This window comes from Serratia proteamaculans (genome assembly GCF_013337185.1).
Taxonomy (GTDB): Bacteria; Pseudomonadota; Gammaproteobacteria; order Enterobacterales; family Enterobacteriaceae; genus Serratia; species Serratia proteamaculans_D.
This window is the reverse complement of the sequence record NZ_SWDE01000003.1, coordinates 513,252-535,790: the sequence shown is the minus strand read 5'-3', so window position 1 is coordinate 535,790 and position 22,539 is coordinate 513,252. Positions and strand designations below refer to the sequence as shown.

Here is a 22,539-nt window from a genome sequence, read left to right as displayed (position 1 = left end):
CGAAAGCGTAGATCGTCGTCAACTACTTTTTTTCGCCAGTAATATTTCGGGCGGTTTTCACCGCGAACGGCAAATGCTTAAACAGGCTCACCCCAGAGGGCAAGCGGCTGTCAGCGACCTGGGAAGCCCGGCGGCATCATACCTTTCATGCCACGCATCATCTTCGCCATTCCGCCTTTCTTCATCTTTTTCATCATGCGTTGCATGTCGTCGAACTGCTTTAACAAGCGGTTAACATCTTGCACCTGCATGCCGGAACCCACCGCAATACGTCGCTTGCGCGAACCTTTGATGATTTCCGGTTTGGCGCGCTCTTTGAGCGTCATCGAGTTGATCATCGCCTCCATGCGCACCAAAACCTTGTCGTCCATCTGCGATTTCACATTGTCCGGCAGTTGGCCGGCACCGGGCAGTTTGCTCAGCATGCTGGCCATACCGCCCATGTTACGCATCTGCTTGAGCTGTTCCAGGAAATCGGTCAGATCGAAACCGTCGCCCTTCTTCAGCTTGTTAGCCAGTTTTTCCGCCTGTTCGCGGTCAACTTTGCTTTCGATATCTTCGATCAGCGACAGTACGTCGCCCATGCCGAGAATGCGCGATGCCACGCGGTCCGGATGGAATGGCTCCAGCGCTTCGGTTTTCTCGCCCACGCCGAGGAATTTAATCGGTTTGCCGGTAATGTGACGGATAGACAGCGCAGCACCGCCGCGCGCGTCACCATCGACCTTGGTCAGCACCACGCCGGTCAGCGGCAGCGCTTCGTTAAAGGCCTTGGCGGTGTTGGCCGCATCCTGACCGGTCATGGCGTCGACCACAAACAGGGTTTCCACCGGCTTGATCGCCGCGTGCACCTGTTTGATCTCGTCCATCATCGCTTCGTCAACGTGCAAACGGCCGGCGGTATCGACGATCAGAACATCGTAGAATTTCAGCTTGGCCTGTTGCAGTGCACGGTTAACGATGTCGATTGGCTTGTCTTTAACATCGGACGGAAAGAAATCGATGCCGACACTTTCCGCCAGCGTTTCCAACTGTTTGATCGCCGCTGGGCGATAAACGTCAGCGGAAACCACCAACACTTTTTTCTTCTGTTTTTCCTTCAGGAACTTGCCGAGCTTGGCGACGCTGGTGGTTTTACCGGCGCCCTGCAGGCCCGCCATCAGCACCACTGCCGGCGGTTGCGCCGCCAGGTTCAGCTCGGTGTTCACTTCGCCCATCGCGGCAATCAGCTCGCTCTTGACGATTTTTACAAACTCTTGCCCCGGCGTCAGGCTTTTGTTGACTTCATGGCCTACCGCGCTTTCTTTTACGCGATTGATAAAGTCCCGCACCACCGGCAGCGCAACGTCCGCTTCCAGCAATGCCATGCGCACTTCACGCAGGGTTTCCTTGATATTTTCTTCGGTCAGCCGCCCACGGCCGCTGATATTGCGCAGGGTGCGCGACAAACGATCGGTTAAATTTTCAAACATCGTCTCTTGCTCAACGTGTAATAACAGGCCGCTCTGGCGACATAATTACGGCGATGATAACACGAAGCGAAAAGGATCTCTGCCTCAGCGTTGGAGATCGGTTGGAGTGGGACGCGCTCAACGCTATACTGACAATCCCATTCACCACGCCGAAGCAAAATTAAACGCTATGCCAGTTTTCTCCATTGTGGCTTTGATCGCCTACCTGCTCAGCCTTGGACTGATTATTCCCAGCTTGTTGCGGAAGAACAGCGCATACCGTCGGCTTGCTCTCGTCTCGGCGGTGGTGGCACTGGTTTGCCACGCCATCGCTCTGCAGCAGCGTATTTTTGACGTCAGTGCCGGACAAAATCTCAGCCTGTTGAACATCGGCTCGATAGTCAGTCTGATCATCTGTTCGGTCATGACCTTCGTCGCCTCACGCGATCGTGGCTGGTTCCTGCTGCCGATTGTTTACAGCTTCGCGATGATCAATCTGGCCTTCGCCAGCTTTATGCCAGGTGAATTTATTACCCATCTGGAAGCCAGCCCGGAACTGATGGTGCACATTGGCCTGGCGCTGTTTTCCTACGCCACGCTGATTATTGCGGCGCTGTATGCGCTGCAACTGGCCTGGCTGGACTATCTGCTGAAAAACAAAAAGCTGTCCTTCAGCGCCGATATGCCGCCGCTGATGAGCATCGAACGCAAAATGTTCCACATCACCCAGATCGGGGTCGTGCTGCTGACGCTTACACTGTGCACCGGCCTGCTGTATATGGATAACCTGTTCAGCAAAGAAAACGTGCACAAGGCCGTCCTGTCGATCATGGCATGGTTTGTCTATATCGTTTTGCTGTGGGGCCATTACCATGAAGGCTGGCGTGGTCGCCGTGTCGTGTGGTTCAGCTTTGCCGGCGCCTTTCTGCTAACCCTGGCCTACTTCGGCAGCCGTCTGATCCAGCAAGTGATGGTTCGCTAAGCCCTCTGGCTATCTTTCTCCATACATAAGGAATACCGCGTTGGAGCACGTTTCGACAGGGACCCTGATCATTATCCTGGTGGTTATGATCGTGGTTTCCGCTTACTTCTCAGCATCCGAAACCGGCATGATGACGCTAAACCGCTATCGTCTCCGTCATCTCTCCAAGCAGGGCAACCGCTCTGCTCGCCGGGTCGAGAAGCTACTGCAAAAACCGGATCGTCTGATCGGCCTGGTGCTGATCGGCAATAATCTGGTCAACATTCTCGCCTCGGCGCTGGCAACCATTGTCGGTATGCGCCTGTATGGCGATTTGGGCGTCGCTATCGCCACCGGTATCCTGACCTTTGCCGTACTGTTGTTCGCCGAAGTGCTGCCGAAAACCTTCGCCGCGTTATATCCGGAGCGCATCGCCTTCCCCAGCAGCGTTTTACTGGCACCGCTGCAGAAAGTGATGTTCCCGCTGGTGTGGCTGCTTAATGGCATCACCACGCTGGTCTTACGGCTGTTCGGCATCCACACCAACGTGCGAGTCAGCGATGCCGTCAGCAAGGACGAGTTGCGCACCATCGTTAATGAATCCCACTCACAGATTTCTCGACGCAATCAGGACATGTTGATTTCCGTGCTGGATCTGGAGAAGGTGACGGTCGACGACATTATGGTACCCCGCAACGAAATCGTCGGTATCGATGTCAACGACGACTGGAAGTCGATCATGCGCCAGCTCACCCACTCGCCGCACGGCCGCATCGTGCTATACCGAGGCTCACTGGATGATGCCATCGGCATGCTGCGGGTACGTGAAGCCTACCGCCTGATGACCGAGAAGAAAGAGTTCAACAAAGAGAATCTGCTGCGCGCCGCCGACGAGATTTACTACGTGCCTGAAGGCACCCCGCTCAACGTTCAGCTGGTGAAGTTCCAGCGCAACAAAGAGAAAGTCAGCATCGTGGTGGACGAATACGGTGATATTCAGGGGCTGGTGACAGTCGAAGATATCCTGGAAGAAATCGTCGGTGATTTCACCACCTCCATGTCACCAACGCTGGCGGAAGAGGTCAATCCGCAAAGCGACGGCTCAGTCCTGATCGACGGTACTGCCAACGTGCGCGAGTTAAACAAGGCATTCAACTGGACACTACCGGCCGCCGATGCACGTACCATTAACGGCATGCTGCTGGAAGAGCTCGAAGAGATCCCTGAGGTGGGCACCCGGGTCCGGGTTGGCCATTACGACGTTGATATCCTTGACGTCCAGGACAACATGATCAAACAGGTGCGGGTCACGCCGATAAAATCGCTGCAATCGAGCGTTCAACAACACTGACAGCCCACCAGAAAGGAAAAAAGACGCGAACATCGCGTCTTTTTTTATCGCTGTAGCCAGGTGACGAACTAGATATGCAGTTCCTGCAGCTTCTCTTTCGGCAGCGCCAGCTCTTCGTTGTGGTTCACTACCACGTCGTGATCAAGAATGTGCTTGGCGATTTCCTGTGCTTCTTCCAGCGAGTGCATGTGGTAAGTACCGCACTGGAACTCATTGAGTTCAGGAATTTTACGCTGATCGGTCACTTTCAACACGTCACCCATCGCCGCTTTCCACGCATCGGCAACACGCTGCTCTTCCGGCACGCCAATCAGGCTCATGTAGAAGCCGGTACGGCATCCCATCGGGGAGATATCGATAATCTCAACGCCCTGGCCATTCAGATGGTCACGCATGAAGCCTGCAAACAGGTGTTCCAGCGTATGGATGCCACGCTCAGGCATCACTTCCAGATTCGGGCGGCAAAAGCGCAGATCGAATACGGTGATGGTATCGCCATGAGGAGTTTTCATGGTTTTCGCAACGCGGACAGCCGGGGCTGCCATGCGGGTATGGTCTACGGTGAAGCTATCCAGCAGTGGCATTTCGTTACCTCCTCGTAAAAGAGTATTTATTTCGAAACTTTTTTATCTATCCAGGAAACCTTTTCTAACTCAGCGAGTCTGAATATGTGAAAGACGCGCATTTGTTATCATCATCCCTGTCATCAGAGATGCATATTTGGCCACATTGATGTGGCCTTTTTCTTTTTCAGCTCCCGCCATGTAGCTTCAGGAACTCTTCAAAGCTTAGCGTATCACTGGCTTCTATGTTGCGTTGACGCTGCCATGAGGCTTCCTGCTCCTTCGCCAGCTCGGCTTCAGTCAGGATTTCCAACGGCTCTTCAATCAGCATCTGACGGTATTGCTCAGCCAATTGCAGACCCACACGCCCGGTACCCTCTTCCTTCATCGCTTTCAGGATGCGGGCCGAGAACGTCAGCTCCGGATCGTCAAACGCTGCAACCAGTTCGTCACACACTTGCTGATACTGGCGATCGCCCGCTTCACTATCCAACACTTCTGCCACGCGGCGCAAATCGTCAAACAAGGCTTTGCCTACTTTTGCCAACGGCTCACGGCTGTCATCACAACCGATGCCAATGGTCTGGCCCGGTTTACGCCCTTCGAGGATCACCCGGTTCCAGTTTTTGCGCGTGCAGAGCAATTCATCACTGCTCATCTCCGGTGCATCGGCCAACACACACCATACCAGGAACAGGTCCAGGAAACGTGCCTGCACCGCATCCACGCCGATTGGCGAGAACGGGTTGATGTCCAGCGAGCGAACCTCGATGTATTCGATACCGCCGCGCAGCAACGCATCTGACGGTGTCTCACCGCTTTTAGTCACCCGCTTCGGTCGGATCGGCGCATAGAGTTCGTTTTCGATCTGCAGCACGTTACTGTTCAACTGCAGATGACGATCGCCATCTTTCACACCTAATTTGGCAAACTCCTCCGAAGGCGTAACAATCGCCCGCTTCAGGCCTTCAACATAGCTTTGCAGGTCGTTGAAGGTAATGCCCAGATTGCTTTGTGATTTATTGGTGTAACCCAGGTCACTCAACCGTAGCGAAGTGGCATACGGCAGATAACACATCCCTTGCTCGGTTCGCTCAAATGGCAACGAGGTCTCACGCCCTTTCAGGAACGAGGAACAGATCGCCGGCGATGCGCCGAACAGATACGGGATCACCCAGCCAAAACGATAATAGTTGCGGATCAGACGGAAATAGCCCGCTGAAATCTGTTCCTTACCGCTTTCGGCATCTTTAACGCCGGCCCATGCCTGCCAGAACTCCAGCGGCAGGGAAAAGTTGTAGTGCACGCCAGAAATGGTCTGCATCAGCGCGCCGTAACGGTTCTTCAACCCTTCGCGGTATAACGTCTTCATGCGGCCAATATTCGACGAGCCGAACTGCGCCAGTTCAATGTCCTGCTCGGCTTCAATAAAGCACGGCATACTGAGCGGCCACATGCGCTCCTCACCCAGATTACGCGCTACGTGACGATGAATATCGCGCAAGAACGTCAGCAGGTGATCGAGATTGTCATCAACCGGCGTAATAAATTCTAACAGCGCCTCGGCAAAGTCTGTGGTTATCCAGTGGTGCGTTAATGCCGCCCCCAATTTTTCCGGATGCCCGGTTGTTGCCAGCTTTCCGTCTTCGGTGACGCGCAACGTTTCACGCTCAATGCCGCGACGAATGCCTTTTAATGCATGGGGATGGGCTTCCAACCAAGAAAGCGCCTGGGATACGTCCGGGATCAAATTGACCTCCCGCTTCTAAAAACAAGAACTCGTAAGCATACTGAATCTGCACCCGAGAGAATATTGAGTTATATTCACGTCGTTAATGCCACCAGGCCATTCCCTGTAGCGTTATCATAGTCAAAATGATGTAACGCAGCGCCTTTCCGATACACAGAAATAGCGTAACAGGGCCCCAGGGCATGCGCAGCCAGCCTGCCAACACGCACAATAAATCGCCCACTACCGGTACCCAACTGAGCAACAGCGCAGCCGGGCCGAAGCGTTGCATCCACCCAAGCGCTGTATCCAGCCCTCGCTGTGGTTTCAACGCCGGTAACAGGCGCCCGATAATGACATTGGTCAGCCCACCGAGCGTATTGCCCAACGTCGCGGCCAGCACCAGTAACTCCGGTGAGACACGGCTGTTGGTCAGCAAGGCGACCAAAATAATTTCTGAATTTCCCGGCAGCAACGTCGCACTGAGAAAGCTGCCGCCGAATAACGACATCACGGCCAGCGTACTACTCACAGCGTACGAACGTCTACCACGGCCATATTGGCGCTTTTCGCCGCCTGGATGCCGAAATCTGCGTCTTCAAACACCACGCATTTCTCCGGCGGTACTCCAATCAGTTCGGCACAGCGCAGGAAAGTGTCTGGTTCCGGCTTGTGACGCTGCACATCATCGGCGCCCACGATCGCATCAAAGCAGTGGAACAGGCCCAGATGGCGCAGCAGAGCTTCTGCCATGCGGTGCTCACTACCGGTACCCACCGCCATGGGACGGCGGCCATGGTAGGCCTTCACCACCTCAATCAACGGCAAGGGCTGTACGCTGTCCAGCAGCATCACCTCAACAGCACGAGTTTTCTCTGCAGCCAACTGATGGGGATCAAGATCGGCCTGATGGCTGGCAATAATCGCCTGGGCAATACGCCAGGTCGGAGAACCGCTCAACGCCATCACCGCGGGCTCATCAAACGTCATACCGTAACGGGACAACACTTCACGCCACGCCTTTCGGTGCGTCGGCTCGGTATCGAGAATGGTGCCGTCCATGTCGAAAATAAGACCCTGATAGCGGTCGTACATCGTTACTCCATGATCGTTGAGGAAAGAAAACTACTTTAGCGTAAAGCCGGAGGGTTGTCGCTGATCGCGTAATAGCGGAATGTGCTGTGTGCAAGAGGAAAGATGATGGAATTACAGCAGCGTATCGCCGAATGCCAGAAAGCGAAAAACCCGCCAAGGCGGGTTTTTCTTAGATGGTGCATCCAGGAGGATTACTCAGCGTAAACGCTTCGCCCTACGGGCCGTTGCTAAAGCAACGTTATCCTCCTTCGTGCGACCTTCCAGTTCGTATCTATCTGAAAGTGAAGACTTAGAGATAACTACTTTAAAATATGGTGCATCCAGGAGGATTCGAACCTCCGACCGCTCGGTTCGTAGCCGAGTACTCTATCCAGCTGAGCTATGGATGCATTACTATTTTTGGTTTGTCTGCTTGAAGAAACAAGTTTGACAGAAAGAATGGTGCATCCAGGAGGATTCGAACCTCCGACCGCTCGGTTCGTAGCCGAGTACTCTATCCAGCTGAGCTATGGATGCACAGGAATTCTTTTTTGATACCGTATGGTACGTTGTTACTACCCCACCATACTGCAAAATATGGTGCATCCAGGAGGATTCGAACCTCCGACCGCTCGGTTCGTAGCCGAGTACTCTATCCAGCTGAGCTATGGATGCAAATGGCGGTGAGGCGGGGATTCGAACCCCGGATGCAGCTTTTGACCGCATACTCCCTTAGCAGGGGAGCGCCTTCAGCCTCTCGGCCACCTCACCATACGCTTCTTGCGAATTGTGCCTAACTTGCTTTGGAGAAGCTCATCGGCACTGCGTGGCGCACATATTACTTTCTCCGACTTTTAAGTCAAACAATTTTTCCCATCTCATGTGCGTTTGCACAATTCACACTCAACATGGGCGATTTCACGTCAAAAAGATTGTTTTATCAACAGACAATAACAGTGGATCAGCAAACAAAGTGGGAGGAACTGCAGGAAGATTTAACAGGGTAAGTCAGAGGAAGGTCTGTAGGGGGCACAAAAAAGCTCAGTAGCGTCTCGCTGAGCAACGAGACGCTGCATCGAAATCAGTAAGTCGTCGGTTGAGACTTCTCTGCCTGAATGCGCTGATAGATTTCTTCGCGGTGAACTGACACCTCTTTGGGGGCATTCACACCAATACGAACCTGGTTGCCCTTGACCCCTAACACTGTGACAGTGACCTCATCGCCAATCATGAGGGTTTCACCAACTCGACGAGTCAGAATTAACATTCTTTGCTCCTTGAAAGATTAAAAGAGTCGGGTCTCTCAGTTTCCCCGTCATTATCCATCATATGCTGCGAAAACGTAAGTCATGTAACCCACAATAAATGTAAGCAGACTTGGTCTCACCTCAGATAATGATAAGTTTAGCCGACCTGAAAAACTTTGTTCCCGTAATTGTAACCAAATTGTGTTAGCACAGGTTAAAAACGCCATAATCAGTAATGAGTTATGGCGTTTGTAAGTGCTATTTATTTATATTCACAGTTTCGAGGCCACCCAGGCTTCTACGCTGTCTAACGCCGCTGGCAGGGCGCTGACATCAGTCCCCCCGGCCTGCGCCATATCAGGGCGTCCGCCCCCTTTACCGCCAACCTGCTGCGCTACGTTACCGATCAGCTCGCCGGCTTTTACCCGGTCGGTCAGATCTTTGGTCACGCCGGCAATCAGGCTCACCTTATCATCGGCCGTAGTGGCCAGCACGATAATCGCGGAACCCAGTTGATTTTTAAGATCATCAACCATAGTTCGCAGCATTTTGGCCTCAACGTTATCCAGTTGGCTGACCAACAGCTGTACGCCGTTAACCATTTTCGCCTTGCTGGACAATGAAGCGCTTTCTTGCGCCGCCTGCTGGTCTTTCAACTGCTGCAGTTCTTTTTCCAATGCGCGGGTACGATCGAGCACCGCACGCACTTTGTCCGTCAGGTTATTGCTGTCACCCTTAACCAGATGAGCAACGTCCTGTAACAGATCGTTTTGCTGATGCAAGGTCGCAATCGCACCATCACCGGTTACCGCTTCAATACGGCGGATACCCGCGGCGGTACCAGACTCACTCAGAATGCGGAACAGGCCGATATCACCGGTACGGCTGGCATGGGTGCCGCCACACAGCTCCGTTGAGAAGTCGCCCATAGTCAGTACGCGCACGTTGTCGTCGTACTTCTCACCGAACAGCGCCATAGCGCCCTTCTCTTTGGCATCATCCAGCGCCATAACCTCGGTTTGCACCGGCAGGTTACGACGAATTTGTTGGTTCACCAAGTCTTCCACGGTGCGAATTTGCTCCGGCTTCATCGCTTCAAAATGCGAGAAGTCGAAACGCAGGTATTTATCGTTAACCAACGAGCCTTTCTGCGCCACGTGCTCGCCCAGCGTCTGACGCAGTGCAGCGTGCAGCAGGTGGGTTGCGGAGTGGTTCAGACGAATGCGGTTACGGCGAACGGTGTCGATCTGCGCGTCAACGCGGTCGTTCACCTTCAGCGAGCCATGAGACAGCTTGCCCTGATGGCCAATAGCCTGGCCGTATTTCTGGGTGTCGCTCACTTCAAAATCAGCATTGGCGGCTTTCAGCACGCCTTTATCGCCAACCTGGCCACCAGACTCACCGTAGAACGGGGTCTCGTCCAGTACCACCACGGCTTCTTCACCGGCGTGGATCTCGTTCACCGGTTGACCATCACGGAACAGCGCGGTCACGGTGGACTGCTGTTGCTCGTGGTCATAACCGCTGAATTGGCTGGCACCCTCAACGCGGATCATGCTGTTGTAGTCTGCACCGAAGCCGCTGGACTCACGCGCACGGCGGCGCTGTGCTTCCATTGCCTGCTCGAAACCGGCTTCATCCACTTTCAGACCACGTTCACGGCACACATCTGCAGTCAGATCGACCGGGAAACCATAAGTGTCGTACAGACGGAATGCGGTTTCACCATCCAGGGTATCGCCCTGCAAGTTGGCCAGTTCTTCGTCCAGCAACGTCAAACCACGTTCCAGAGTACGGGCAAACTGATCTTCTTCGGTTTTCAGCACTTGCTCAACCAGTGACTGCTGACGTTTCAGTTCGTCGGCTGCCGGGCCCATCACTTCGATCAGCGGGGCAACCAGTTTGTAGAAGAAGGTGTCTTTCGCGCCCAGCATGTTGCCATGGCGAACGGCGCGACGGATGATGCGGCGCAGAACATAACCACGACCTTCGTTGGACGGCGTCACACCGTCCGACACCAGGAAGGCACAAGAGCGAATGTGGTCGGCGATAACGCGCAGAGATTTGTTATCCAAATCTGTGGCACCGGTCACCTTGGCCACCGCGGCAATCAGCTTGCTGAACAGGTCGATTTCATAGTTGGAGTTCACGTGCTGCAATACTGCGGCAATACGCTCCAGCCCCATACCGGTATCTACCGAAGGTTTTGGCAGCGGCAGCATAGTACCGTCGGATTGACGGTTGAACTGCATGAAAACGAGGTTCCAGATCTCAATGTAGCGATCGCCGTCTTCTTCCGGACTGCCCGGCGGGCCCCCCCAGATATGATCGCCGTGATCATAGAAAATCTCGGTGCACGGGCCGCATGGGCCGGTATCACCCATCTGCCAGAAGTTGTCAGAGGCAAAGGCACCGCCCTTATTGTCGCCAATGCGGATAATGCGTTCTGCCGGCACACCAATCTGCTGCTGCCAGATGTCGAAGGCTTCGTCATCGGTTTCATAAACGGTCACCCACAGTCTTTCTTTCGGCAGGTTGAACCAGTTTTCACCGGTTAACAGTTCCCACGCGTAGCTGATGGCATCGTGTTTGAAATAGTCGCCGAAGCTGAAGTTGCCCAGCATTTCAAAGAAGGTGTGGTGACGTGCGGTATAACCGACGTTCTCCAGATCGTTATGCTTACCGCCCGCACGGACACAGCGCTGTGAGGTGGTGGCTCGGGAATAGGCACGCTTGTCCAGCCCCAGGAAAACATCTTTAAATTGGTTCATGCCGGCATTGGTAAACAGCAATGTCGGATCATTGTCAGGCACCAGGGAGCTGCTCGCTACAACCTGATGGCCCTTACTATGAAAGAAATCGAGAAACGCTTGACGGATCTCAGCGGTGCTCTTGCTCATAATTTTCCCGGAAAGGCTAGAATAACGACACGTGAGCAAGATACGCGACATCCTGACGATGGCACCTAGCTCACGAACAAAAAGTGGGGATAAGATAAATTTTCTTCAGAGGGAAGTAAAACCCCGTGTGCGTTCATTGCGCAAAATCACGGTAAATTGACTGAATTTCTTCCTGGAAGAAGCCACGATAGAGCAGATAGCGCTGCACTTTGGCTTTCTCCTTCCAGTCCGTTGGCAGTGATTCGCCAAATTTACGTTGAGCCACCTGTTTGGCCTGCTCACACCAGTCAATCTCGCACTCCGCCAGCGCTGTCTGCGTCAGTTCTTTATCCACACCTTTTTGCATCAATTCGGAGCGGATGCGCTGCGCGCCATAGCCTTTACGGCTGCGGCTACCTATATAACTGCGGGCAAAGCGTTGATCGTCCAGCCAGTTATGCTGGTAGCAATAGGCAATAACCTGTTCTATAACGGCAGGATCGACGGGTTCTTCAGGGAGCGGAGCGGAGGACGAGGGAGTTTTGGTGCCAAATCTGGCTTTCGCCATAAATGGCTGCGCCGCAAGTTTGCGGCGCAGTTCAGCTTCACTATGATCGCGTTGCGACAGCAGGCGCATGGCGCGGCTTAGCAAGTCATTCATTTTTCAAGCCTGATTTAGTTGACGTCCGTGAACCTGTAACGGTGTTCACGGACGCCAGCAGCGATTAAAACTCTTCGCTGGTTTCAGCTTCGTCATCGAAGCCTTCGTTGGTTGCCGCAACCAGTTCACCGTTGCTGTGCAGCAGCAGGTCACGCAGTCTTTTATCCAACTCAGCAGCAACCGCCGGGTTTTCTTTCAGGAAGTTACAGGCGTTTGCCTTACCCTGACCGATTTTATCGCCGTTGTAGCTGTACCAGGCGCCGGCTTTCTCGATCATCTTGTGCTTCACGCCTAGATCGACCAGTTCACCACGGCTGTTGATACCTTCACCGTACAGGATTTGGAACTCTGCCTGTTTGAACGGCGCAGCGATTTTGTTTTTTACCACTTTTACGCGGGTTTCGCTGCCGACCACTTCATCGCCTTCTTTCACCGCGCCGATACGGCGGATATCCAGACGGACAGAAGCGTAGAATTTCAGAGCGTTACCACCGGTGGTGGTCTCAGGGTTACCGAACATCACACCAATTTTCATACGGATCTGGTTGATGAAGATCAGCAGGGTGTTGGCGTTTTTCAGGTTACCGGCCAGCTTACGCATCGCCTGGCTCATCATACGCGCCGCCAGGCCCATGTGTGAGTCACCGATTTCGCCTTCGATTTCCGCTTTTGGCGTCAGCGCCGCTACGGAGTCAACGATGATCACGTCAACCGCACCGGAGCGGGTCAAGGCATCACAGATTTCCAGCGCTTGCTCACCGGTGTCCGGCTGCGAACACAGCAGGTTGTCGATATCAACACCCAGCTTTTTCGCATAAATCGGATCCAGCGCGTGCTCGGCATCGATGAACGCACAGGTTTTACCTTCGCGCTGTGCCGCAGCGATAACCTGCAGCGTCAGGGTAGTTTTACCGGAAGACTCCGGGCCATAAATTTCAACGATACGACCCATTGGCAGGCCGCCCGCACCCAGTGCGATGTCCAGTGACAGTGAGCCGGTGGAGATCGTTTCTACGTCCATAGAACGGTCTTCACCCAGACGCATGATGGAGCCTTTGCCGAACTGTTTCTCAATCTGGCCCAGTGCCGCAGCTAGCGCCTTTTGCTTGTTCTCATCAATAGCCATTTTTGCTCCTTCGTTACGCAATGTCGGTGTTACCCCACACTGCCACTGATTGTATGTTGTGCAGGAAATGTCACTAATTATACTGTATGGTCATACAGTATCAAGCCTAATTTTACAAAAAATCATCAAGCGCGGTTTGCAGTGCAAAAATCGTCGCCTGAAGCCGCACTGCATCGCGATCGCCGGAAAATTGCTTCCTGTATGCCAGTACCCGCCCAGAGCCGTCGGCAAAGCCAAACCAAACGGTACCCACCGGTTTTTCCGCACTCCCGCCGTCCGGCCCGGCAATGCCGCTGACCGACAGCGCCAGACTGGCCCGCGCTGCATGTAACGCCCCCTGAGCCATCTCGCGCACCACCTCTTCGCTCACTGCGCCATGGGACGTCAGAGTCGCTTCTGCCACGCCCAGCAACTCATGTTTCGCCGTATTGCTGTAGGTGACAAAGCCACGATCGAAATAGGCAGAACTGCCGGCAATATCGGTGATGGCTTTGGCGATGCCGCCACCGGTACAGGACTCCGCGCAGGTGATCCACTGGCCGTTGGCCTTCAGTTTTTCGCCCACCGCAATACTGAGTTTACGCAGTTGATCTTCGCTCATAACCTCTCCTTAACGAATCAGGTATATGCGCCCGATAGTAGCATTTATCAAGCTTGCCTGACGCCGCGATGACAGAAATGCGCACCGTTTCGCAGGCGAGGCGGTGTTAAGCGGCAAACCAAACTGCTAGTATCGAATGTAACGCTCGGGTTAACGGGCAGTGTTTTGCACGAGGGATCTCACCGGGTTGCCTTTGCCGCCGGCAGGGTCAGCCCCAGGGCAAACCAGGATAAAAGATTAGGATGATAGAGTGAAAAAAACGTTAGGCGTCTTCTTTCCGTTGTATACCACCACCCTGCTGATGCTGCTGGGTTCAGGGTTGCTCACCACTTACATCTCCCTGCGTTTAACCTCTATCCACGTGACCGGTGCGCTGATCGGGGCAATTATTGCCGCCAACTACATCGGCCTGGTGATCGGCGGCAAGGTCGGCCATTTTCTGATTGCCCGCGTCGGCCATATCCGCGCCTACGTTTCCTGCGCCGGCATTATCACCGCGGCGGTGCTGGGGCACGGCCTGACGGAATACATTCCCGTATGGGTAGTACTGCGGTTGATTATCGGCATGTGCATGATGTGTCAATTCATGGTGCTGGAAAGCTGGCTGAACGATCAGGCGGAATCCAATCAGCGCGGTATGGTTTTCGGCTTTTATATGGCAGCCACTTATCTGGGCATGTCATTGGGTCAGGTGGTGTTAATGCTGCAGAGCAATCTCGGTATCACCACCCTGCTGGTGATTGCCCTGTGCTTTGCACTCTGCCTGGTACCTATCGCCCTCACCACCCGCACCAACGCGCGCCATATGTCACCGGCCCCTATGGAGCTACGTTATTTTATCGGGGCCATTCCCAAAGTGCTGGCGACCACGCTGGTGATCGGCATGGTGGTGGGCTCTTTCTATGGTTTGGCGCCGGTGTACGCAAGTCTGCAATCGCTAACCACCCAGCAAACCGGCCTGTTTATGGCCATAGCCATCTTCGCCGGGCTGGTGGCGCAGTTCCCGCTCAGTTGGCTGTCAGACCGTTACAATCGTACGCTGCTGATGCGCATCAACGCCATTTTATTGATCGTTGCTTCCCTGCCGCTGGCGCTGCTGCCGCACATTGATTTTCCGGTGTTGCTGGTCGTAGGCTTTATCGTCAGCATGTTGCAGTTCACGCTGTATCCGCTGGTCGTTGCCCTGGCGAATGATTTGATCGAACCGGAACGGCGCGTATCCCTGGCCGCCTGCTTGCTGATGGCCTTCGGCGTCGGTGCCAGTATCGGCCCATTGGCGGTCGGCTCACTGATTGAACCGCTGGGCGGTAATATTCTGTATGCCTTCTTCTCGCTTTGCGGCGTGCTGCTGGTGGGCTTCAGTCGGACGGTAAAACAGGACGAATCGCAGTTTGTGCAGGATGCGCCATTGCCGCATATCCCGCTGCCGGACAGCCTGACCAGTTCCCCGCTTTCGCCGGCGCTGAACCCAACCTTCGATGAGCAGATCATCCATGACACCATGCCGCCACCGGAAGCGGCACCTGATCCGGTAGAGCCGCAGGCCAGTGAAATTTCGGAAGAGGAAGCCGATGAGCCCATCCCGCAGGGTGCCGATCCTGATGAGGATACCGGGCTGAAGAAGGCCCACTCGATGCTTTAAGCAGGCCAATTGCTACGTCGGAAGCGTCACAGATCCAGGAAGGATCCCAGACGGTAGCCGCGCTCTGCAATCCTGTTTTTAATGCCTGGCGAGGTCAAAACATCCACCTCAGCCAGCCGTGGGTAGCAATACTTGCTCGCCAAAATGGTCCTGTCCAAAAACGCCGGATGGCACATCATCTCCACCGACCGGGCGCCACGTTGATCGGTGCGCTCAAGCACCTGTAAAAACAGCGCCTCGGATATTTCCTCACCATAAAAGCCCGCATCAAACCATTCGGTGCTGCGGCCATAGCGCAGTGGAATGCCTTGCCGTTCCACCTCCTCGCGTCCTATGCGCAGCGGCAGGGATTTAGACTGGGCAAAAGCCTCCACCAGCGGATAAATCTGCGGCAACATATGCACGTGATGATGGCTGTCGATATGCGTCGGCGCTTTACCAAACACCGCCACGAATTGGTCATATTGACTCACCAACTCGTCGTGGATTTCGTTCAGATCCAACAGTGCGGATTCAGCCCTTTCCCATAACCACTTGCCCAATTCCCCACGTTCGTTGACCAGCGACGGCATGGCAGTCAGGGGCTTCCCGTGGGTCAACACAAAGTGCAGGCCAATCTGCAGCCCGGAATAAAGCTGGCTGAGCCTGGCAGCATGGTGTACATCCGCGCTATTGACCATGGCAGTAGTTGAAGAGACAACCCCGTAGTGATATGCCTCGATAACGCCATAGTTTTGGCCCTTGCTCAGACCAAAATCGTCAGCATTCACTATCAGTAACTTTTCCATTTTGGTATCCATTTAACAAATTTTTGGCAAGGGAATACCGTCCGTCAGGTACGGCAATTCCCCTTCGCTTAAGCAAAGAAATTTATCTCATCAGGCTATTGGCGGCCTGAAAGGCATTCGGAATATCGGCGTTGATGCTTATCGGGATCGGCCCTAAATAGGGCCGTAGAACTTTTTTCGGTAATTACCCGGCGTCACTTCAGTGAGTCTTTTAAAGTTTTTAATAAACAGACTCACGTCGCCATAGCCCGAATCAAAGGCGATATCCGAGACCGAATAGTTGGTGACCTCAAGCTGGGTTTTGGCGAAATTAATGCGGATTTCATTAATCACCTGCATCGGCGTTTTATGGTAATAACGCCGCATTGCCCGGGTCAGGTATTCCTGGGTTTTCCCCGACAGCTCAACCATATTGAGCAGCGCCTTTTCACCAAACATCGCTTTATCATGCATGCCGGCCAGGGTGTTCTTCAGCCACTGGGGAATATCATCCCCCTCACCGCTCTCTTCCTTATAATGACGAATGCGGCTGATGATATAAAAAGTCAGCGTTTCCAGAAATTCGGCAAAATCATCCTCACGGAACTGTGGTGAACTGACCACCGACTCGATATAAGCCAGGAACTCATTCTTCAGGCTGTAGGCCTGAGAAGCGACAAAACAGCGAGGCAGCTGCTGCAGATAGTTTTCTTCAAAGAAAACCTTGCCGACCGCCACGTTAAAGATTTTCGCAGCGCCGAACTCATAGAAGCTCTGGTGATGCGAGCCAATGGGGATAAACACAAAATCCCCCCGCTCCAGCAGCACCCGCTTGCCGTTGATCTCCTGATAGCATTTGCCGCTCAGGACGATGGTGAATTCGTAATAGTCATGCTGATGCAGCCCGGTGGCGCTCTCCACCTTGTTATAGATAAACAGGTGGAAATCTTTGCAGTTAAAAAAATCCTGCTCCCGAATCAGCTTAACGTCGTTCGCATTCAGCGAAACCAGGTTGTCAGACACTGCGCGCGCTCCCATTAATCAAAACCGTTTTGCCTGGCCGTCTCGGCAAACCAATAACCGCTCTTTTTGATCGTGCGTTGCTGGCTGTCCCGCTCCAGCCGAACCAACCCGTAGCGATTTTTGTAGGCATTCAGCCAGGACCAGCAGTCAATAAAGGTCCATAGGTGGTAGCCCTTGCAGTTAGAACCCTCGGACAACGCCTGATGTAACCATTTCAGATGGTCGCGAATGAAGTCGATTCGATAATCGTCCTCTACCCGCCCACTGGCACCGATGAAAGCCTCTTCGCCTTCTACCCCCATGCCGTTTTCTGAAATATAGCAGGGAATGTTGCCGTAGTTTTCCTTCAGATCCATCAGGATGTCATACAGGCCTTTTTCATAGATTTCCCAGCCGCGGTGCGGGTTAATCTTGCGGCCCGGCATCTCGTAATAACTGAACAAGTCTTCCGGCATCGTTACCGGGTCGCTGGCCCGATAGCCTTGCTTCGCTTTAACCCTGCGCGGTTGGTAGTAATTGACGCCCAGAATATCCACCACCCCATCGGCAATCAGCTGCGCGTCTTCCGGCGCGGTCTGCGGCAACAAGTCATTGGCGCGCAGTATATTCACCAGATCTTCCGGATAGCGCCCTTTGGTCACCGGGTCGAGGAAACTTTTGTTCAACAGCAGATCCGCATGATGGGCGGCAACCAAGTCTTCCTGGCTGTCCGAACGCGGATAGGTCGGGCTCAGGTTCAAAATAATGCCTACGGAGCCCTGGTTCCCCAGTGCCCTGAACTCGCTCACCGCCTTGGCATGGGCCAAAACGCTGTGGTAAGCCACTGCAATCGCCCTTTTGAAATCAACGACACAAGGATAATGCAGGTCGTTCAGATACCCGGCTTCGACCGGGACAATCGGTTCATTGAAGGTGAACCAATGGCTGACTCTGTCGCCGAACAGGCTGAAACAGGTTTTGGCATAACGCGCGTAGGCATCAACCACCGCCCGGCTTTCCCAGCCACCCTGTTGCTGCATGCACAGCGGCATATCGAAATGGTAAAGATTGATAAATGGCGTGATGCCCTGAGCCAGCAGGCTATCGATCAGCGCATTATAGAAAGCGACCGCTTTCGGGTTCACTTCGCCATCCCCTTGCGGGATCAAGCGCGACCAGGAGATCGAGGTTCTAAAGCTATTGTGCCCAAGGGCCTTTAACAGCTGGATATCCTGCTGGAAATGATCATAAAAGGTGGAGGTTTCGGATGAGCCAACCTGATGATGAAAGCGTTCTGGTGCAATCTCATACCAGTAATCGAAGATGTTCTGGCTTTTGCCATCCCGCGCGGCTGCTCCTTCCGACTGAGGCGCCGAAGTGGCGCTTCCCCACCAGAAGTCGTCAGCAAATTGATATTTCATCCGAAGCCCCTCTAAAACCGGGGCAGCGGATTGCTGCCCCAGACTGCAGTTAGAATTTCAACGCCTTGGCGATGTCTTCTTCACTTTCCGTCGCCTGATCGATCTGGCTCTGTGCCTTGTTGGAGATCATCACGAACGGCAGGTAAATCAGGGTTGCTACGCCCAGGTTGAAGAAGCTCAGCAACATGGCAACGATACTGCCGTTGGTGTTGAAGAACGCCCCCAGCCCCACCGGCATGGTCCATGGCGCAATATTGGTGATTGGCGGGATCAATCCGGTGTAATAAGCCACGGTGGTAATAATCGTCAGTACCGGCTGAACCAGAATAAACGGAATAAACATCACCGGGTTCATAATCACCGGCAGGCCGAACAGGATAGGTTCGTTGATCTGGAAGATGCCCGACGGCGTCGCCAGCTTGGCGACCTGACGATAATCTTCACGGCGTGAGGCGATGAAGATGGCAATAATCAGCCCCAACGTCGAACCTGTCCCGCCCAGATAGATGTAGGAGTCAACGAACGGCTTCGCCCACATGTGGAACTCTTTACCCGCAGCCACCGCGGCTTCGACGGAACCGTACTTGTTGTACAGCTCGACGTTCTCCAGTGCGAATGGCGTCATGATGCCGCTGTCCAGTGCGGCCAGCGCCATGGAACCATGTACCCCGAAGAACCACAGCAGCGAGGAGAACATCACATAAACCCAGCCCACGACGCTGCCCATTTTTGCCAGCGGTGCCGAGATACTGTCCATGATGATTTGGTGGAAGTTGGTGCCCCACAGCGTCAGGCAGTAGGCCAGTACACCCATGATCGACAGGATAAGAAAGCCGGGGATCAAGGCCGAGAACGAACGTGACACTGAAGAAGGTACGCTGTCCGGCAGGCTGATCACCCAGTTGCGACGAACCACAAAGGTAAACATCTCCGCCACCACCAGGCCGATCACCATACCGGAAATGATGTTGGCCCCCCCCAGCCAGTTAGCGCCTACGGCATAAGCTTCGCCGACGCTGAACGGGGTCACGGTCATAAAGGCGGCAACCGCCAGCAGCGCTGCGGCCAACGGGTCGACTTTGCGCTCTTCAGCTAAAGCCATACTGATAAAAAAGGGCGTCATCAGGGACATAATCCCCAGGGTGCCGTTATAAACGCTGCCACCGATGGCCTTCAGGCCATTCAACGTCTCAATGGTAGATGCATCCAGCCGCACCCCCATTGAAAAGAAGAACGATCCTTCACCGAAGCTAAGAAACACGTTGTTGATCAAAACGAACATCGCCCCGGTCAACGTCAGTGGCATCAAGCGAATGAACCCGTTTTTGATGGCATTAACGTGGGGCTGTTTACCAATTTTCACGGCAAAGGGCAGAATGACCTTTTCCAACGAGGCAATTAACGTATTCACGGCAGACCCCTTTATTGGTTAGCTTTTTTTATGGTGGCGACTGCGGCCTTCAATACGCCAAGGCCATCGAGCTTGCCGTACAAAGCAGAGTCGATCACTTCAACAGGCTTGTTGGGTAACTGCTTTTGCACTTCGGCTAGCGTGTAGGCAATCTGTGGCCCGAGCAGAATCAAATCTGCCTCGGCACCCTTTTCTGCGGCCAACGCCTCAGGATAGGCGGCAATGATCACCGGCACTTCGTACTTCTCGGCCTGTGCTTTCATTTTTGAAACCAGCAGGGAAGTCGACATACCGGCAGAACAAAACAGATAGATTTTTTTCTTTTCCATACCCAATCCCTCAAGATAATCAAAAAAGCCCCGTGTCATTTGTTTGCCAGATGCAATAGCCATTGCCTCACGCACATTCCTTATGAAAATTTCCGTCACTTTGCCCTGGTTGCAGACAGTATACGGAGGCAGTGCAGTGGATCGGTAAGCCACCAGCAGTAATAACCGTCTCTGCTTGACCTCCCTGATTGACCCTCTTCACATTTCACATAAAAAAATAGTGTGACCTGTCTCGCAAATAACCTTTAATTACTGAATAAAACCGTCAAATATAAACAAATAACAATTATAAACAGTAAGTTATAAACATGCAGAGTGTTTATGGATAATTCTGTGCACGGGGTCGCCCATCGGTCGATTGATGAGCATAAAATCGTTCGCCCTTGATTAGAACAGGTTGCAAAGATAAGGCGATCCACAGAATGGAAAAGAAGAAGTCAATGGTGGAATTTTGTGTGGCCGGGGGGCGGACCCGGCCCAGAAAGGGCGATATTACTCTTCCGGAAGCTTCGCCTGGTTGGGGTAACGCATTATATTGATCACGGTGGTCAGTGCCACCGGATGGTTTCTGCGGTTTGGGTAATAAAGATAAAAACCAGGGAACGGCGCGCACCAGTCGGCCAACACTCGCTCTAACCGCCCGGTTGCCAGATATTCATTCACTTCTTCTTCGATAGCGAACGCAATGCCTGCATGAGCTAACGCGGCCTGTAGCATCAGTCTTGCATCATCGAGTATCAGCGGGCTGTTCACCGAGACGGTAAGCACCTGAGCACCTTTTTCAAACTGCCACTTGTAGAGTTCTCCAGAGGCAATCTTTCGCCATCCTATACAGCGATGCTCCAACAGATCTTCAGGATGATTCGGCTTTCCGAACTGTTGGAAATATTCAGGCGTTGCCACTATGGCCAGTCGCAAATCAGGGGTAACGCGCACCGCCCGCATGTCGTTGTGCAGATCCTTGCCGAGCCTGATGCCGGCATCAAAGCCTTGTTCGACGATGTTGGTAAAACCCTCTTGCGCCACGATTTCCAGCGTAATGCCCGGGTAATCGCGGGCCAGTCGCCCCAGATGGGGGACCAGCGCAAGTTCGATTGCCGTTCGTGGCGCATTGATCCGCACCAGTCCCTGAGGCTGTTCGCGAAAGGTATTCAAGCTTTCCAACGCGGTATCTATATCCGTAAACGCTGGCACCAGCTGTGCCAACAGGTGTTCCCCGGCCTCGGTCGGCGCTACGTTACGGGTAGTCCGGTTCAACAGCCGAATACCGACCTGCTCCTCCAGCTCGCGCATGGTATGACTGAGCGTTGGCGGCGTCACACCAAGCCTGGCGGCGGCCCGTCTGAAACTGCGCTCCTGGGCAATAGCGACAAAAGCCACCAGCCCTGACAAGTCGGTTTTTTTCATTGGATTGATATAAATAATCTAATAGTGAAGTGAATTTTTAACGGATAGTTATCTTTTTGGCAACAACATAGCATGGTGAGGTGTTCAATAACCGAGTATTAATGCCATGACTCAATACGCTGATGCTATACAAATTCCCTCCCGTAACCGTCTGGAGGGCAAAGTGGTTCTGGTCACTGGTGGAGGCACCGGTATCGGGCGCGCCGCCGTACTGGCCTATGCTCGCGAGGGGGCGAAAGTGGTGTTGGCCGGGCGCCGTGCTGCAGAGATAGAAGCCACTGCTCAGGAGGTTGTGCTGGCCGGCGGAGAAGCACTGCCCGTGGTAGCGGACGTTTCGCAGGAAGAAGATGTCCGCCAACTGCTCGCTGCAGTGTCCTCTCACTACGGGCGGCTTGATATCGCTTTTAACAACGCCGGTATTCTCGGCAACTTTGTGCCAATTCATCAGCAAACCAGTGCGGATTTCGATGCGGTGATCGCCATCAACCTCAGAGGTGTGTGGCTCTCTATTAAGTACCAGGTAGAGGCTTTCCTGGCGCAAAACTCGGGCGGCGTGATCGTCAACACCTCATCCTGGCTAGCCAAAGGGGCACTGGCCGGATCATCAAGTTATTCCGCCAGCAAGGGCGCGCTCGATTCGTTGATCCGTGCGGTCGCACTTGAGTATGGCAATCAGGCTATCCGTATCAACAACATCAATCCCGGCATCATCGACACGCCAATGGCCCATAGCAGCATATCCGACGCTTCCGCCTTCACGCCTTTCATCGCTCATACACCCGCCCAACGTCTGGGTCAGCCTGAAGATATCGCTGATGTTGCCGTCTGGCTTTCGACGGATGACGCCCGCTTTATCACCGGACAAAACATTCTGGTGGACGGCGGCTACACCATCGCCGGTATGCGCTGATAGGAAC

General features: G+C 53.7%; 20 protein-coding genes and 4 tRNA genes. 4 read left to right on the top strand and 20 right to left on the bottom strand.

Annotation, left to right across the window (positions count from 1 at the left end; all coding sequences use genetic code 11):
* Positions 1–110 precede the first annotated feature (110 nt).
* Positions 111–1,472, bottom strand: a complete 1,362-nt coding sequence (gene ffh, locus FCL49_RS16050) for a signal recognition particle protein (RefSeq protein ID WP_135315188.1) — start codon at positions 1,470–1,472, stop codon at positions 111–113.
* 169 nt (positions 1,473–1,641) lie between these two features.
* On the opposite strand from ffh, the gene FCL49_RS16045 reads away from it, so the two are divergent.
* Together FCL49_RS16045 and FCL49_RS16040 are read left to right on the top strand one after the other, a co-directional pair.
* Positions 1,642–2,433, top strand: a complete 792-nt coding sequence (locus FCL49_RS16045; protein ID WP_017891659.1) for a cytochrome C assembly family protein — start codon at positions 1,642–1,644, stop codon at positions 2,431–2,433.
* Between the two features lie 40 nt (positions 2,434–2,473).
* Positions 2,474–3,763 (top strand): HlyC/CorC family transporter, encoded by a 1,290-nt coding sequence (locus FCL49_RS16040; RefSeq protein WP_167796608.1) that lies wholly within the window; start codon positions 2,474–2,476, stop codon positions 3,761–3,763.
* Between the two features lie 68 nt (positions 3,764–3,831).
* On the opposite strand, the gene luxS is transcribed toward FCL49_RS16040, so the two are convergent.
* The 13 genes from luxS to pncC form a co-directional block, all read right to left on the bottom strand.
* On the bottom strand, positions 3,832–4,347 hold the full coding sequence (luxS, locus tag FCL49_RS16035) for an S-ribosylhomocysteine lyase (RefSeq protein ID WP_037424812.1): 516 nt from the start codon (positions 4,345–4,347) through the stop codon (positions 3,832–3,834).
* 166 nt (positions 4,348–4,513) lie between these two features.
* Positions 4,514–6,076 (bottom strand): glutamate--cysteine ligase, encoded by a 1,563-nt coding sequence (gene gshA / locus FCL49_RS16030; protein ID WP_135315187.1) that lies wholly within the window; start codon positions 6,074–6,076, stop codon positions 4,514–4,516.
* Positions 6,077–6,158: 82 nt separating this feature from the next.
* Positions 6,159–6,587 (bottom strand): YqaA family protein, encoded by a 429-nt coding sequence (locus FCL49_RS16025; RefSeq protein WP_135315186.1) that lies wholly within the window; start codon positions 6,585–6,587, stop codon positions 6,159–6,161.
* On the bottom strand, positions 6,584–7,150 hold the full coding sequence (gene yqaB, locus FCL49_RS16020) for a fructose-1-phosphate/6-phosphogluconate phosphatase (protein WP_174354324.1): 567 nt from the start codon (positions 7,148–7,150) through the stop codon (positions 6,584–6,586). Before yqaB ends, FCL49_RS16025 begins: the two co-directional genes overlap by 4 nt.
* A gap of 312 nt (positions 7,151–7,462) precedes the next feature.
* A tRNA-Arg gene (locus FCL49_RS16015) sits at positions 7,463–7,539 on the bottom strand.
* Between the two features lie 50 nt (positions 7,540–7,589).
* Positions 7,590–7,666, bottom strand: a tRNA-Arg gene (locus tag FCL49_RS16010).
* A 61-nt stretch (positions 7,667–7,727) separates the two neighbouring features.
* Positions 7,728–7,804, bottom strand: a tRNA-Arg gene (locus FCL49_RS16005).
* A gap of 3 nt (positions 7,805–7,807) precedes the next feature.
* Positions 7,808–7,900 (bottom strand) — tRNA-Ser (locus tag FCL49_RS16000).
* 310 nt (positions 7,901–8,210) lie between these two features.
* Positions 8,211–8,396 carry a carbon storage regulator CsrA gene (gene csrA / locus FCL49_RS15995; protein ID WP_002209449.1) on the bottom strand — a complete coding sequence of 62 codons (186 nt, stop codon included), beginning with the start codon at positions 8,394–8,396 and terminating at the stop codon, positions 8,211–8,213.
* A gap of 252 nt (positions 8,397–8,648) precedes the next feature.
* Positions 8,649–11,276 carry an alanine--tRNA ligase gene (alaS, locus tag FCL49_RS15990; RefSeq protein WP_174354323.1) on the bottom strand — a complete coding sequence of 876 codons (2,628 nt, stop codon included), beginning with the start codon at positions 11,274–11,276 and terminating at the stop codon, positions 8,649–8,651.
* A gap of 133 nt (positions 11,277–11,409) precedes the next feature.
* A complete protein-coding gene (recX, locus tag FCL49_RS15985; RefSeq protein WP_174354322.1) occupies positions 11,410–11,916 on the bottom strand; it encodes a recombination regulator RecX in 507 nt (168 codons plus the stop codon).
* Positions 11,917–11,980: 64 nt separating this feature from the next.
* Positions 11,981–13,042, bottom strand: a complete 1,062-nt coding sequence (gene recA, locus FCL49_RS15980) for a recombinase RecA (protein ID WP_012005289.1) — start codon at positions 13,040–13,042, stop codon at positions 11,981–11,983.
* Between the two features lie 112 nt (positions 13,043–13,154).
* Entirely contained in the window at positions 13,155–13,643 is a 489-nt protein-coding gene (gene pncC / locus FCL49_RS15975; RefSeq protein ID WP_174354321.1) for a nicotinamide-nucleotide amidase, read from the bottom strand.
* Positions 13,644–13,893: 250 nt separating this feature from the next.
* On the opposite strand from pncC, the gene FCL49_RS15970 reads away from it, so the two are divergent.
* Entirely contained in the window at positions 13,894–15,285 is a 1,392-nt protein-coding gene (locus tag FCL49_RS15970; protein ID WP_174354320.1) for an MFS transporter, read from the top strand.
* 26 nt (positions 15,286–15,311) lie between these two features.
* Here FCL49_RS15970 and chbG read toward each other — a convergent pair whose 3' ends face one another.
* From chbG to FCL49_RS15940, 6 genes are all read right to left on the bottom strand, one after another.
* Positions 15,312–16,073, bottom strand: coding sequence for a chitin disaccharide deacetylase (gene chbG, locus FCL49_RS15965; protein WP_174354319.1), 762 nt, complete (start codon positions 16,071–16,073; stop codon positions 15,312–15,314).
* 153 nt (positions 16,074–16,226) lie between these two features.
* Positions 16,227–17,090, bottom strand: coding sequence for a transcriptional regulator ChbR (gene chbR, locus FCL49_RS15960; protein ID WP_174354318.1), 864 nt, complete (start codon positions 17,088–17,090; stop codon positions 16,227–16,229).
* The gene (locus tag FCL49_RS15955) at positions 17,090–18,475 is read right to left on the bottom strand and encodes a glycoside hydrolase family 1 protein (protein ID WP_174354317.1); all 1,386 of its coding nucleotides are present in this window, start codon (positions 18,473–18,475) and stop codon (positions 17,090–17,092) included. The genes chbR and FCL49_RS15955 overlap by 1 nt, the downstream gene beginning before the upstream one ends.
* Positions 18,476–18,524: 49 nt before the next feature.
* Positions 18,525–19,886 (bottom strand): PTS N,N'-diacetylchitobiose transporter subunit IIC, encoded by a 1,362-nt coding sequence (chbC, locus tag FCL49_RS15950; RefSeq protein ID WP_012005283.1) that lies wholly within the window; start codon positions 19,884–19,886, stop codon positions 18,525–18,527.
* A gap of 11 nt (positions 19,887–19,897) precedes the next feature.
* Complete coding sequence (locus tag FCL49_RS15945; protein WP_020825274.1) at positions 19,898–20,215, bottom strand: PTS sugar transporter subunit IIB; 318 nt, start codon at positions 20,213–20,215, stop codon at positions 19,898–19,900.
* A 492-nt stretch (positions 20,216–20,707) separates the two neighbouring features.
* Positions 20,708–21,622, bottom strand: coding sequence for a LysR family transcriptional regulator (locus tag FCL49_RS15940; protein WP_174354316.1), 915 nt, complete (start codon positions 21,620–21,622; stop codon positions 20,708–20,710).
* A gap of 106 nt (positions 21,623–21,728) precedes the next feature.
* On the opposite strand from FCL49_RS15940, the gene FCL49_RS15935 reads away from it, so the two are divergent.
* Entirely contained in the window at positions 21,729–22,532 is an 804-nt protein-coding gene (locus tag FCL49_RS15935) for an SDR family NAD(P)-dependent oxidoreductase (protein ID WP_174354315.1), read from the top strand.
* Positions 22,533–22,539: the final 7 nt, after the last annotated feature.

Excerpts from the sequence above, each read along its gene's own strand:
- ffh (WP_135315188.1), bottom strand. The coding sequence starts at position 1,472 with ATGTTTGAAAATTTAACCGATCGTTTGTCGCGCACCCTGCGCAATATC.
- alaS (WP_174354323.1), bottom strand. The coding sequence starts at position 11,276 with ATGAGCAAGAGCACCGCTGAGATCCGTCAAGCGTTTCTCGATTTCTTT.
- yqaB (WP_174354324.1), bottom strand. The coding sequence starts at position 7,150 with ATGTACGACCGCTATCAGGGTCTTATTTTCGACATGGACGGCACCATT.
- FCL49_RS15940 (WP_174354316.1), bottom strand. The coding sequence starts at position 21,622 with ATGAAAAAAACCGACTTGTCAGGGCTGGTGGCTTTTGTCGCTATTGCC.
- FCL49_RS15955 (WP_174354317.1), bottom strand. The coding sequence starts at position 18,475 with ATGAAATATCAATTTGCTGACGACTTCTGGTGGGGAAGCGCCACTTCG.
- chbR (WP_174354318.1), bottom strand. The coding sequence starts at position 17,090 with ATGGGAGCGCGCGCAGTGTCTGACAACCTGGTTTCGCTGAATGCGAAC.
- chbG (WP_174354319.1), bottom strand. The coding sequence starts at position 16,073 with ATGGAAAAGTTACTGATAGTGAATGCTGACGATTTTGGTCTGAGCAAG.
- recA (WP_012005289.1), bottom strand. The coding sequence starts at position 13,042 with ATGGCTATTGATGAGAACAAGCAAAAGGCGCTAGCTGCGGCACTGGGC.
- FCL49_RS15945 (WP_020825274.1), bottom strand. The coding sequence starts at position 20,215 with ATGGAAAAGAAAAAAATCTATCTGTTTTGTTCTGCCGGTATGTCGACT.
- FCL49_RS15935 (WP_174354315.1), top strand. The coding sequence starts at position 21,729 with ATGACTCAATACGCTGATGCTATACAAATTCCCTCCCGTAACCGTCTG.
- pncC (WP_174354321.1), bottom strand. The coding sequence starts at position 13,643 with ATGAGCGAAGATCAACTGCGTAAACTCAGTATTGCGGTGGGCGAAAAA.
- recX (WP_174354322.1), bottom strand. The coding sequence starts at position 11,916 with ATGAATGACTTGCTAAGCCGCGCCATGCGCCTGCTGTCGCAACGCGAT.
- csrA (WP_002209449.1), bottom strand. The coding sequence starts at position 8,396 with ATGTTAATTCTGACTCGTCGAGTTGGTGAAACCCTCATGATTGGCGAT.
- FCL49_RS16045 (WP_017891659.1), top strand. The coding sequence starts at position 1,642 with ATGCCAGTTTTCTCCATTGTGGCTTTGATCGCCTACCTGCTCAGCCTT.
- luxS (WP_037424812.1), bottom strand. The coding sequence starts at position 4,347 with ATGCCACTGCTGGATAGCTTCACCGTAGACCATACCCGCATGGCAGCC.